Source organism: Pseudomonas sp. TE3786, assembly GCF_054057335.1.
The window spans coordinates 1-11758 of record NZ_JBSRZF010000028.1 but is presented as its reverse complement, the minus strand read 5'-3'; the positions used below and the strand labels follow the sequence as shown (position 1 = coordinate 11758).

The following is an 11758-nucleotide window of genomic DNA, read 5'->3' as shown; positions in this document are numbered from 1 at the left end:
GTAAAAGCGGCATCTTGCTGCGTGAGCGCATGGTGGGTTTGCGTCGCCGTTACAAGCGTCTGCTGCAGGTGTGCACCGACGTTCTGCTGTTATGGGCGTCACTATGGCTGGCGTTTGTTGTCCGTCTGGGCATCGAGAGCCCCATCAACCCGTTCGACGAATACGCCTGGCTGTTTCTGATCGCGCCGGTCATTGCCATTCCGATCTTTATCCGCCTGGGTATGTACCGGGCCGTTATGCGCTACTTCGGAAACGAAGCGCTGGTGGCAATATTCAAGGCGGTGTCGCTGTCTTCCCTTTTGCTGGGGTTCTATATCTATCTTTACCGCGCAGACGTCATCGTGCCGCGCTCCACGGTGTTCAACTACTGGTGGTTGAGCATCCTGATGATTGGCGGCTTACGGCTGTTTATGCGCCAGTTCTTTCTGGGCGATTGGTTGCTCGCCGGCCAGCACGTCCCGTTTTTTCGTCTGGATGACGGTCTGCCGAAAGTCGCCATCTACGGTGGCGGTTCGGCCGGCAACCAGTTGGTCGCTGCCCTGCGCATGGGCAAAGGTATGCGTCCGGTGGCGTTTATCGATGACGACGAAGGCATTGCCAACCGTGTGGTGGCGGGCCTGAAGGTGTACACCTCGCGTGATATCCAGTTGATGATCGAGGAAACCGGCGTGCAGGAGGTGCTGTTGGCGATTCCGTCGGCTTCGCGCTCCCGGCGTCGGGAAATTCTTGCGGCGCTGGAGGCCTATCCGCTGCATGTGCGCACGGTGCCGGGCTTTATGGATCTGGCCAGCGGCCGGGTGAGTGTCAGCGATCTGCAGGAGGTGGATATCGCCGATCTGCTCGGCCGCGATGCGGTGCCGCCGCGTAGCGATCTGTTCGAGCGCTGCATTCGCAATCAGGTGGTGATGGTCACCGGTTCGGGTGGTTCGATCGGTTCGGAGCTGTGTCGGCAGATTCTGTCATCGGCACCTACTGCCCTGGTGCTGTTTGAGCACAGTGAGTACAACCTCTATAGCATCCAGAGCGAGCTGGAAGTGCGTATCCGTCATGAAGGCCTGGGCACCAAGTTGATCCCGATTCTGGGCTCGGTGCGCAGCCCTGAGCGGCTGCTGGATGTGATGCGCACCTGGGGCGTGAATACGGTCTATCACGCGGCGGCGTACAAGCATGTGCCTATCGTTGAGCACAACGTCGCCGAAGGGGTGCTGAACAATGTGTTCGGCACCTTGCAGACCGCGCAGGCGGCGGTGCAGGCGGGGGTCGAGCACTTTGTGCTGATCTCTACCGACAAAGCAGTGCGACCAACCAACGTGATGGGCAGTACCAAGCGCCTGGCGGAGATGATTCTGCAGGCCCTGAGCGCCGAGAAGCAGCCGCTGTTGCTGGGTAGTACGGCCGCTTTGCAGGCCAATAAAACCCGTTTCACCATGGTGCGTTTCGGCAATGTGCTGGGTTCGTCGGGTTCGGTGATTCCGCTGTTCCGCGAGCAGATCAAGCGCGGTGGGCCGATTACCGTCACCCACCCGAATATCACCCGCTATTTCATGACCATTCCGGAAGCCGCGCAGTTGGTGATTCAGGCCGGGTCCATGGGGCAGGGCGGTGATGTGTTTGTGCTGGATATGGGGTCGCCGGTGAAGATCGCCGAGCTGGCGGAGAAGATGGTGCATCTGTCCGGCCTGACGGTGCGCAACGAGCAGAACCCCCATGGCGATATCGCCATCGAGTTCACCGGTCTGCGTTCCGGGGAAAAGCTTTATGAAGAGCTGCTGATTGGCGACAACGTCAGCCCCACCGAACACCCGATGATCATGCGCGCTAACGAAGAACACCTGTCGTGGGCGGTTTTCAAGGAAGTGTTGAGCGAGATCTTTCTGGCTGTTGAGCGTGACGATTACGAGCGCTTGCGGGAATTGTTGCGCGAGCACGTTAACGGTTACCTGCCAGAGTGCGAAATCGTTGATTTAATTCATAAAAAGCGTCTGGAGACGCCCGCGCCGGGTGATTTGACACTGCATTAAGGCACCCCCTAATTTGGCTTCCGCAGGGCGCTCAGACGTCCTGCGTAAACCACTTAAGGAGTGTCATCATGCGTAACGGATACGTGTCTTCCCTGTTGTTCGCGACCCTCGCTTGCTTCTCTCTTGTCACCTCGGCGGCCGAGCCGGCCAAAGTCGATCCTGCACCCCCTGCCGTCACCCAGCCTGCCAAGGGCCAGGAGCTCGGTATGGTCAATCTCAACACCGCTGACGCTGCCACCTTGGAGCGTGACCTGGTTGGGATTGGGCAGGTGAAGGCCAAGGCGATCATTGAGTACCGCGAGGCCCATGGGCCATTCACCAGCGTGGATGAGTTGCTGGAAGTGAAGGGCATTGGTGCGGCGACACTGGAGAGGAATCGCGCCCGCTTGAGCATCAACTAAGCGCCCGCGGAAAAGAAAAAGGCCGATCATTGATCGGCCTTTTTTCGTTTTACGCGTCTGTCGCGGGCGACTGAGCGGCGATCAACCGCGGGCTTGCAGGGCGGCGATACGTTCTTCCAGCGGCGGGTGGGTCATAAACAAGGCTTTCAGACCACCTTTGATGCCACCGTTGATGCCGAAGGCGCTCATGGTTTCCGGCATATGCACCGGTACACCCTGTTCCGAACGCAGACGCTGCAGGGCACCGATCATCGCGCTGGTACCCGCCAGGCGGGCGCCGGCTTCGTCGGCACGGAATTCGCGGCGGCGCGAGAACCACATGACGATCACGCTGGCCAGAATGCCCAGGACCATTTCGGCGAAGAAGGTGGCGATATAGAAACCGATGCCGTTGCCTTCTTCGTTCTTCAGCAGAACCTTGTCGACGAAGTTGCCGAAGATCCGCGCGAAGAACATCACGAAGGTGTTCACCACGCCTTGGATCAGTGCCAGGGTGACCATGTCACCGTTGGCGACGTGGCCGATTTCGTGGGCCAGTACGGCCTTCACTTCATCTGGCGAGAAACGCTCCAGCAGACCCTGGCTGACGGCGACCAAGGCGTCGTTGCGGTTCCAGCCAGTGGCGAAGGCGTTGGATTCGTAGGCAGGGAAAATGCCGACTTCCGGCATCTTGATCCCGGCGTTGCGCGACAGCTCTTCAACGGTTTGCAGCAGCCACTGTTCGTGACGGGTGCGCGGTTGGCTGATGATCTGGGTACCGGTGCTCATCTTCGCCATCCACTTGGACAGAAACAGCGAAACCAGCGAACCGGCAAAACCGAATACGGCGCAGAAAACCAGCAGGCTGGTGTAATTCTGGCCAGTGAAGCGGTCCACCCCGAGCAATTTGAGGGTGATGCTGGCGATCAACAAAACCGCCAGGTTGGTGGCCATGAACAACAGAATGCGCATCATGGTGTGAGGCTTCTCCTTTGAGCAAAAGACATACGACTAGTGCGGGCTATATAAGGGCGGCCCCCCGCCCTATACAACTCAGCGACTATTTCAAACTGTGTCGTTTGCGCCGTTGAGGGTGCTGTTAAACAGCAGCCGGGTAAGACGGGCAATGCGTTCACTGTGTTGTTGCTGCAGCGCTTCACGCAACTGGTGGGCGAGGGTTGCATGTACCCGACGCACACTGGGCGGCAAGGCATCGCCTTCCGGCAGCGCATGGGGCACGCCGCGCGACAGGCGCAGAAAGCCTTTCTCGCTGAGCACGGCCTGGTCCAGGGCGTCGTAATGAATGGTCGACTCGTAGCGCAGGTAACCTTCGTCCGCCAACCACAGCAGAGCGCCCAGACACGCCTGGTGGCGGGTGCTGGGCAGGCCGAACTCGTCCGGCTCTTCGCGTCCGATCAGGTCTTCGACGTATAGGCCAACCTTGCGCGGGAAGGCCAGGTACAGCGCCAGCAAGCCGGCTGCGGCATCTTTATAGAAGTCGTCGATCTGCAGGTCCATGGTCGGCTCGGCGGCTTATTGGCTGTAGGTCTTGAGGAAGTTACCGATGCGTCCGATTGCCTGGTCGAGGTCGTCGAGGCGCGGCAACGTGACCACGCGGAAGTGGTCCGGCCACGGCCAGTTGAACGCCGTGCCTTGTACTACAAGAAGTTTCTCCGATAGCAACAGGTCGAGCACGAACTTCTCGTCGTTATGGATCGGGCAGACCTTCGGGTCGATTTTCGGGAAGGCATACAGGGCACCCATCGGCTTCACGCAGCTGACGCCGGGAATGCTGTTGAGCAGCTCCCAGGTGCGGTTACGTTGCTCCAGCAGACGGCCCTGGGGCAACACCAGGTCATTGATGCTCTGGTAGCCGCCCAGCGCGGTCTGGATCGCATGTTGGCTCGGCACGTTGGCGCACAGGCGCATGTTGGCGAGGATGTCGATGCCTTCGATATAGCTCTGCGCCTTTTGCTTGGGCCCGGAAATGGCCACCCAACCGGAGCGGAAACCGGCCACGCGGTAGGACTTGGACAGACCGTTGAAGGTCAGGCACAGCACGTCCGGTGCCAACGAAGCGGTAGAGATATGCACGGCTTCGTCGTACAGAATCTTGTCGTAGATCTCATCGGAGAACAGCACCAGATTGTGCTGACGGGCCAACTCCACCATGCCTTCCAGAACTTCTTTGGAATACACCGCACCGGTGGGGTTGTTCGGGTTGATGATGACCATGGCCTTGGTGTTCGGGGTGATCTTGGCCTTGATGTCGTCCAGATCTGGCCACCAGTTGGCCTGCTCGTCGCACAGGTAGTGCACCGGGTTACCGCCGGCCAGGCTGACGGCGGCAGTCCACAGCGGATAGTCCGGTGCCGGGATCAGCACTTCATCACCGTTGTTGAGCAGGGCCTGCATGGACATCACGATCAGCTCGGACACACCGTTGCCCAGGTAGATGTCTTCAATGCCAACGCCTTCTACCTGCTTCTGCTGGTAGTACTGCATCACCGCCTTGCGCGCGCTGAACAGGCCTTTGGAGTCGCTGTAGCCCTGGGCGGTGGGCAGGTTACGGATCACGTCCTGGAGAATTTCTTCAGGGGCTTCGAAACCGAACGGCGCCGGGTTGCCGATATTCAGCTTGAGGATGCGGTGGCCTTCCTCTTCCAGGCGTTTGGCGTGCTTGAGCACCGGCCCGCGAATGTCGTAGCAGACGTTGGCGAGCTTGTTCGATTTGCTGACCTGCATGGTGGGGATCCTGAATAAAAGAGCCGGCCTTGGCGAATGGCCACGGGCCGTGCGGCTTGGCAGTCTGTAACGCGGATGACAGACTGGCGTCTAACGAAGTGCCGCAATCATACGTGTGGCCCGAGCCTCGGAAAAGGTACAGCTCGGGCTTTTTTCAGCCAATGAGGTAGCCCCATGGACAAGCTTGAAAAACCGCTGGACAGCTGGCGCGAGGAGCTCTCTGACGAGCAGTTCCATATCTGCCGCCTGGGCGGCACCGAGCGTGCCTTCACCGGCAAATACCACGACGACAAGACCCCTGGCGTCTATCACTGCGCCTGCTGTGGCGAGGCGTTGTTCGATTCGCAAGCCAAATTCGACTCCGGCACCGGCTGGCCGAGCTACTACCAGCCGGCATCCAACGCCGCCATCACCAGCAAGGACGACTTCAGCCACGGCATGCACCGCATCGAAGTCACCTGCGCCAAATGCGATGCGCACCTGGGCCATCTGTTCCCCGACGGCCCGCCACCCACCGGCATGCGTTACTGCATCAACTCGGCATCGCTGAAGCTGGTACCGCGCTCTTAATCATCCTCGCTGCCGATCAACGCCCGGGCGGCGTTCGGTTCGGCAGCGCAGTTCAACCCGTCCAGCAGCACGCTGCGCCGTTTGCGTGCGGTTCTCGCGCTGGCACCATCGCAGGCCAGGGAGCAGCTTTGCTCGCTCTGGTAAAAGCGGATGCTGGCAGGCGATATCAAGGACGGCAGCACGAACTCGTCGGTCATTGCCGTGGTCGGCTGGCGAAAGTTGGGATTCAGTTCGAACGGCACCAGCGCCACCGCTTGGTCATCAGCAAGCGCCGCAGGGGAAGCAAAATAGGTGGCAGAACGGATGTTTTGTGGCGCTATCCGCCGGGTGACCACCTCAAATCTGGCGTCGGGCGAAGCGCTGGTTTGCAGTTGTTCGATCAACTCGGCATGCAGCGGGGTGTAGCCCAGTTGGGAGTTCTGGCCGGCGTGGATCACCTGGCGCAAAGCGTCGTCGATCGACACAAAGCTCTCGTCCGGAACGATGCGGTAGAGCCATATGCCAGGCGTTCCCGGACCCTGCTGGTGGTAGCGTGCCCGGGCAAAGTTCCTGGCCGCCTTGTATTTACCGGTAGTACTGACCCAGGCGGACCGGCTTGCAGCGTCATCTGCATCGCAACTGGCATCAAACACATGTTCGAGCAAATTGGTGTTATTGCCGCCGCCACTGAAACCGTAGGCGAACACCTCGGCGGGAGGGCGGGTGTCGACGCGATACACCACCGAAAAGATTTCTGCCCGCAGCGGCGAGCTGGCGAGCGCGGTAATCAGGCTAAGAGCGGTCAGTGAGCGTAAGAGTGCGAGACGCATATCCATATCGTTACTCCATCAGGGCCATTGAGCCCTGATGGTGGTGTTGCAACGGCAGCCTGCTCCAGCAGCTGCTTCCGTCAGACCGGCAAAAATCCGAGCGCAGACGCGGCAGAAACTTCCGTGAAATCCTGATTGACTCCCGCGCGCGCCGTGCTCAGTGCAGGGCAATATCGTGGGAAACGGCTTTAAGCCGCGGCAGCCACCAGGCCACGGCAACGTTCAGAGTCAGCAGCAGCACGGCAAGTACCGGCAACAGTGGCAGGCCCATCTGGGCGCTCAGCCACAGCCCGCCAAACCAGGCACCTGCAGCATTGCCGAGGTTGAAGGCGGCGTGACTGAGGGTGGCCGCCAGGCTGGCGGATTCACCGGCCTGTTCCACCAGCAGCAATTGCAGGGGCGTGGAGACGGCGAAGGTGGCGATGCCCCAACCCAGCAGAATCAGCAAGGTGGGAATCTGCAGGTGGCCAAAGAAATACAGCCCCAGCACCAACAGCGCGCTGGTGGCCAATGCCTTGGGGACGGCTCGCTGCACGCCCCTGTCGGCCAGACGGCCGCCAAAGATATTGCCCAGGGTCAGGCCAATCCCCATCAGCAGCAGGGCACCATTGCTCTGGTCCGGGGTAAAGCCGCTGACCTCGCGCAGAAACGGGCTGATATAGGTGAACAGGGTAAACAGCGACACCGAGGTCAGGCTGCACACCAGCAGCGCATGCAGCACCGGCCGGCGCAAGATGCCGCTCCAGCTGCCCGCCGCACTGCGTACCGGGCGGGCGGTTGGCGGCAGCCAGAGGAACTGCGCGAGCACCGTCAGCGCGCCGATAGCGGCGACCACAAAGAAGGTCACCCGCCAGTTGGTGGTTTGCCCGAGCCAGGCGCCCAGGGGCACGCCCAACACATTGGCGATGGTCAGGCCGCTGATCACCATGGCCATGGCCGAGGCTTGCCGGTGTGGCGGGGCCAGATCGCGGGCGAGCAGGGTGGCGCAGCCGAAGAAGCCGGCATGGCTGATCGCCGTGGCCAGACGGGCCGCCAGCAACCAGTGATAGTCCGGTGCCAGGGCGCAGGCGAGGTTGCCGAGGGTATAGGCGAGCATCAGCAGAATCACCGCTTGCCGGCGCGGCACGCGGTCGAGCATCGGTCCTAGCAGGGGCGCACCCACCACCACGCCAAGGGCATAGGCGCTAACCAGCAGGCCGGCGTCGGCCAGGCTTACCCGCAGGTCGGCGGCCAGTTCGGGCAACAGGCCCATGATGATGAATTCACTACTGCCCACCACAAAACCGCCCAGGGCGAGGGCGAGCAGGGGCAGGGACATAAGGGTACGGGCATGCATCTAGCGGGGTTTCCAATCGGTGCGAAGTTACGGCGCGGCTTATGGCTGCCCGGTTCTTCGGATGGTGCGGAATAGGGCGTCACCCTCACGACTCTGGGTCCCAGCCTGGGCTGGGATAACGGTGATTGCTTGAAAAAATCCGTCGTCCCAGCGGCTGGGACCCAGAATGGGTCGGCAAACGGCGATCAAACCCTAGCCCACCCGAACGAGGGCGCGCATTTTAAGCGCTTTCGCGCTCCACCAGTTCGCATTCGAGCAAATTCAGTGCCTGCAACGGCTCATCCGCCTCGATCACCCCCAGTGCCTGCAGCACTCGGAGCGCCGCCACCTCGCCAATCTGCCGGGCCGGCGGCTTGATGGTGGTCAGGCTGGGTAGCAGCATTTCGGCGAAGGCGTAGTCACCAAAACCCATCACCGCGCAGTCCTGGGGAATGCGCACGCCGGCGCGCTGCCCGGCCAGCAGGCCGCCAGCAGCCAGGTTGTCGTTGGCGAAAATGATCGCGTCCGGACGCGGCGTGCGTTTCATCAACGCATCCATTGCCTGCTTACCGCCCTCGAACGGCGTCGCGTCGGCGCTCGGCACAAACACCCAGGGCTCATGGCCGGCTTCGCGCAGGGTTTGCGCATAGCCGTCACGGCGCTCCAGGGCGCTGAAGTCGCCGGCCACGCTGTTCTGCACAAAGGCGATGCGCTGATAGCCCTTGTCCAGCAGATAACGGGCGGCGCGTACGCCCACCTCGTGGTGAAGAAAGCCCACCTGCATGGGCGCGCGCTCGGGGCGGTAGTCCCAGATTTCCACCAGGGGAATATCCGCCTCGGCCAACATCTTGTCGGTGCCCGGCGTATGGAAATGACTGGTAACCACCAGCGCCGCCGGCGACCAGCCGAGAAACGCCCGCACCGCGCTTTCTTCCTGTTCTTCGGAGAAATAACTGGAGGCCAGCAGCAGCTGATAACCGTGGCTGGCCAGGGTGTCGCTGAAGCCTTGAATGGTGTTGGCAAAGATCGGCCCGGAGATGTTCGGAATCACCATGCCGACGATCCGCCCGCGCGCCGAGGCCAGCCCGCCGGCCACCAGATTGGGCACATAGCCCAGCTCGTTGACCACCGCCTGAATACGCTCGCGCAGCTCTTCGGAAACCTGCTCCGGCTGGTTGAAGTAACGCGACACGGTAATTGCCGAAACGCCTACCTGTTTGGCCACCGTACTGAGGGTTACACGGCCGGCACCACGGCGTTTGCGGGTAGGTTCTTTGTCGCTGCTCACGGTAAAAGCCGTTCCTGGGCGGGGGGAGAATGGCGGCCACGTTAGCGCTAACAAAAGAGAATCCATAAATCACTTAATGGAATATAAAAGTAATTTAATAGTATTTGACGGTCTATCCAGTGGCCGCTGATACTGGCGATGTTAGCGCTAACAAGCGCCGCACTGTCGTCATCCAGCTGCCACTCGTACGAGCGAGACCAGACCGCGACAGTTCTCTAGAAGCCCGTCATTGAATGGGCAATGTCTGGTCTAAACGGGGCAGTCCACCATGCACACGCACAACACTTTTATCGCCCGCCGCAGCCCTCTGGCTGTAGCGGTATTACTCGCCGCACTGGGGCAGCCAGGCTTCGCCGCCGAGGCAACCACCAGCGGTGAGCAAGCGGAAGAAACGCCAACCCTGAGCACTGTGACCGTAACCGCCACCCGCCGCGAAGAGTCGCTGCAAAAGGTGCCGGTGGCCGTGTCCGTGGTCGATGGCGAACAACTGGAACGCGACAACCGCAACAACGTCTCCACCATCGTCCAGCAGGTGCCGACGCTCAATTACCGCAGCGGCGCGTCGAACAAGGATACCTCGCTGTTTATCCGCGGCGTCGGCACCATCACCACCTCGCCAGGTATCGAGCCGACCGTGGCCACCGTGATCGACGGCGTGGTCCTCGGCCGTCCGGGGCAATCGACTCTGGACCTGCTGGATCTGCAACGCATCGAAGTGCTGCGCGGCCCGCAAGGCACGCTGTTCGGCAAAAACGCCTCGGCCGGTGTGCTGAACATCGTCAGCAAGGACGCGCCGGAAGAAACCCAGGGCTACGTCGACTATTCGCACTTCGGCGGCGGCAATGAAAACCGCCTGCGCTTCGGCATCGGCGGGCGTCTGACCGACACCCTGAAAGGCTCGCTGACCACCTTGCTGGGCAAGTACGACGGCAATGTGGAGAACGAATACAACGGCGACGACGCCAACGGCTACGACCGCAAAGGCGCGCGTGGCAAGCTGGAATTCGAGCCTAACGACGAGCTGAAAGTCACCCTGATCGCCGACTACACCCAGGGCAAAGACACCATCCCCAATGGCGTACTGACCAAGACCAGCGCGGCGTTTGGCTCCCAGTTGGACAGCAGCATTTCGCCGAGCGATCACAACCGCGAAATCAGCAGCGAAATGAACACCCGCGTGGATGACCGCAACCAGGGCCTGTCTGGCCAAGTGGACTGGGCACTGGGTGACTTCACGCTGACCTCCATCACCGCCTGGCGCGGCTGGAACAACACCCAGTATCAGGACGGTGACCGTCTTTCCAGCTTTGCCGTAGTGCCGCAATCCCAGGACAAGGGGCAGCTGGACTACAACCAGTACTCGCAGGAACTGCGTCTGGCCTCGCCCAAAGGTGAGTTCAACGAGTACGTGCTCGGTGCCTTCTATATGCACGGCAAGAGCGAGGAAACCTATCGCCGCGCGGTCACGACCACGGCGTCCACCCAGTCGGGTCGCGCCGACTATGAAGCCACCAACGACAGCGTCGCGCTGTTCGGCGAGAACACCTTTAATTTCACCGACGATTTGCGCGGCATCCTCGGCCTGCGCTGGACCCACGACGACCTCGAATACCAACACCAGCGCGTGCGCACCGGTGCCGCTACCGGTATCAACCCCAACTACGCCAGCGAAGGTTCGGTGGACGAAGACGGCTTTACCGGCCGGGCGGGCTTCCAGTACGACATCAACGACAACCTGACCAGCTACATCACCTATTCCCGTGGCTACAAAGGTCCGGCCTACAACGTGTTCTTCAATATGCAGGCCCGCGACGAAGAGCCGCTCAAACCGGAAACTTCCAACTCCTGGGAAGTGGGCCTGAAAAGTACCGCCTTTAACAATCGCCTGACCGCCAACCTGGCGGTGTTCCATACCGAGTATGAAAACTACCAGGCCAACTTCTACGATGTGGTCGGCGGCACCGTGGTAACCCGGCTGATCAACGCCGGTAGCGTGAAAACCGAAGGCGTGGAGCTGGATACCGCGTTCCAGGTCACCAGCCAGTTCAAACTCTCTGGCGCACTGGCGTACACCAAGGCCCGCGTCGACGAGTTCACCTGCCCGGCGAACGCCGCCGCCAACTGCGACATCAACGGCCAGCCGTTGCCGTTCAGCCCGGACTGGAAAACCTACGCCCGGGCCGACTACACCATCCCGCTGGACAACGGTCTGGATATCGAGCTGAGCACCGACTACGCCTGGCAGGACGAAGTGCAATACAGCCTCGACCAGAACAAAGTCACCATCCAGGGGGCCTACGGCATCTGGAACGCCAGCGTCGCTCTGGCCAACTACAACGAGGGCTGGCGTGTGGCGCTGCTGGGCAAAAACCTGGCGGACAAGAGCTACTCCAACGGCCTGGGCTACAGCGGCACCAATTACGTGTATCGCTCGGTGCCGCGTGATGACGAACGTTACTTTGGCGTAGAGGTGCGTAAGGACTTCTAATGCTGTCCCCGTAGGAGCGGGGGGGGGGGGGCGGGGGGGGGGGGGGGGGCTAAAACACCCCGCAGCCCCCCCCCCCACCAACCCCAACAGAAAAAAAAAAACGACCAACACCCCGCCCCCCCCCCCCCCCCCCCCCCCCCCC

At 61.2% G+C, this 11758-nt stretch carries 10 protein-coding genes; 4 read left to right on the top strand and 6 right to left on the bottom strand.

Features of this window, described 5'->3' with window-relative positions:
- The first annotated feature begins 29 nt into the window (after nucleotides 1–29).
- A complete protein-coding gene (locus ACVW0Y_RS22255; RefSeq protein WP_457441384.1) occupies nucleotides 30–2021 on the top strand; it encodes a polysaccharide biosynthesis protein in 1992 nt (663 codons plus the stop codon).
- A 68-nt stretch (nucleotides 2022–2089) separates the two neighbouring features.
- Entirely contained in the window at nucleotides 2090–2422 is a 333-nt protein-coding gene (locus tag ACVW0Y_RS22250) for a ComEA family DNA-binding protein (RefSeq protein ID WP_457441315.1), read from the top strand.
- A gap of 81 nt (nucleotides 2423–2503) precedes the next feature.
- Here the strand turns inward: ACVW0Y_RS22250 and htpX are convergent, their stop codons facing one another.
- The 3 genes from htpX to ACVW0Y_RS22235 form a co-directional block, all read right to left on the bottom strand.
- Nucleotides 2504–3376: a protease HtpX gene (gene htpX / locus ACVW0Y_RS22245; RefSeq protein WP_457441313.1), complete on the bottom strand. Its 873-nt coding sequence runs from the start codon at nucleotides 3374–3376 to the stop codon at nucleotides 2504–2506.
- Nucleotides 3377–3466: 90 nt separating this feature from the next.
- Nucleotides 3467–3919 carry a hypothetical protein gene (locus ACVW0Y_RS22240; RefSeq protein WP_457441311.1) on the bottom strand — a complete coding sequence of 151 codons (453 nt, stop codon included), beginning with the start codon at nucleotides 3917–3919 and terminating at the stop codon, nucleotides 3467–3469.
- A 15-nt stretch (nucleotides 3920–3934) separates the two neighbouring features.
- The gene (locus ACVW0Y_RS22235; RefSeq protein WP_122497941.1) at nucleotides 3935–5146 is read right to left on the bottom strand and encodes a pyridoxal phosphate-dependent aminotransferase; all 1212 of its coding nucleotides are present in this window, start codon (nucleotides 5144–5146) and stop codon (nucleotides 3935–3937) included.
- A 174-nt stretch (nucleotides 5147–5320) separates the two neighbouring features.
- Between ACVW0Y_RS22235 and msrB the strand changes: the two genes are divergently transcribed.
- Nucleotides 5321–5716, top strand: a complete 396-nt coding sequence (gene msrB / locus ACVW0Y_RS22230; RefSeq protein WP_457441308.1) for a peptide-methionine (R)-S-oxide reductase MsrB — start codon at nucleotides 5321–5323, stop codon at nucleotides 5714–5716.
- Here the strand turns inward: msrB and ACVW0Y_RS22225 are convergent.
- The 3 genes from ACVW0Y_RS22225 to ACVW0Y_RS22215 form a co-directional block, all read right to left on the bottom strand.
- The gene (locus ACVW0Y_RS22225; protein ID WP_457441306.1) at nucleotides 5713–6531 is read right to left on the bottom strand and encodes a hypothetical protein; all 819 of its coding nucleotides are present in this window, start codon (nucleotides 6529–6531) and stop codon (nucleotides 5713–5715) included. The genes msrB and ACVW0Y_RS22225 overlap by 4 nt on opposite strands.
- A 151-nt stretch (nucleotides 6532–6682) precedes the next feature.
- Nucleotides 6683–7861 (bottom strand): MFS transporter, encoded by a 1179-nt coding sequence (locus ACVW0Y_RS22220; RefSeq protein ID WP_457441304.1) that lies wholly within the window; start codon nucleotides 7859–7861, stop codon nucleotides 6683–6685.
- 220 nt (nucleotides 7862–8081) lie between these two features.
- Entirely contained in the window at nucleotides 8082–9128 is a 1047-nt protein-coding gene (locus ACVW0Y_RS22215; RefSeq protein ID WP_457441302.1) for a LacI family DNA-binding transcriptional regulator, read from the bottom strand.
- Between the two features lie 268 nt (nucleotides 9129–9396).
- On the opposite strand from ACVW0Y_RS22215, the gene ACVW0Y_RS22210 reads away from it, so the two are divergent.
- A complete protein-coding gene (locus tag ACVW0Y_RS22210; RefSeq protein ID WP_457441300.1) occupies nucleotides 9397–11616 on the top strand; it encodes a TonB-dependent receptor in 2220 nt (739 codons plus the stop codon).
- Nucleotides 11617–11758: the final 142 nt, after the last annotated feature.

Bases quoted from the DNA above. Each gene is read 5' to 3' on its own strand.
- ACVW0Y_RS22255 (WP_457441384.1), top strand. From the start codon at position 30: ATGGTGGGTTTGCGTCGCCGTTACAAGCGTCTGCTGCAGGTGTGCACC.
- ACVW0Y_RS22250 (WP_457441315.1), top strand. From the start codon at position 2,090: ATGCGTAACGGATACGTGTCTTCCCTGTTGTTCGCGACCCTCGCTTGC.
- htpX (WP_457441313.1), bottom strand. From the start codon at position 3,376: ATGATGCGCATTCTGTTGTTCATGGCCACCAACCTGGCGGTTTTGTTG.
- ACVW0Y_RS22240 (WP_457441311.1), bottom strand. From the start codon at position 3,919: ATGGACCTGCAGATCGACGACTTCTATAAAGATGCCGCAGCCGGCTTG.
- ACVW0Y_RS22235 (WP_122497941.1), bottom strand. From the start codon at position 5,146: ATGCAGGTCAGCAAATCGAACAAGCTCGCCAACGTCTGCTACGACATT.
- msrB (WP_457441308.1), top strand. From the start codon at position 5,321: ATGGACAAGCTTGAAAAACCGCTGGACAGCTGGCGCGAGGAGCTCTCT.
- ACVW0Y_RS22225 (WP_457441306.1), bottom strand. From the start codon at position 6,531: ATGGATATGCGTCTCGCACTCTTACGCTCACTGACCGCTCTTAGCCTG.
- ACVW0Y_RS22220 (WP_457441304.1), bottom strand. From the start codon at position 7,861: ATGCATGCCCGTACCCTTATGTCCCTGCCCCTGCTCGCCCTCGCCCTG.
- ACVW0Y_RS22210 (WP_457441300.1), top strand. From the start codon at position 9,397: ATGCACACGCACAACACTTTTATCGCCCGCCGCAGCCCTCTGGCTGTA.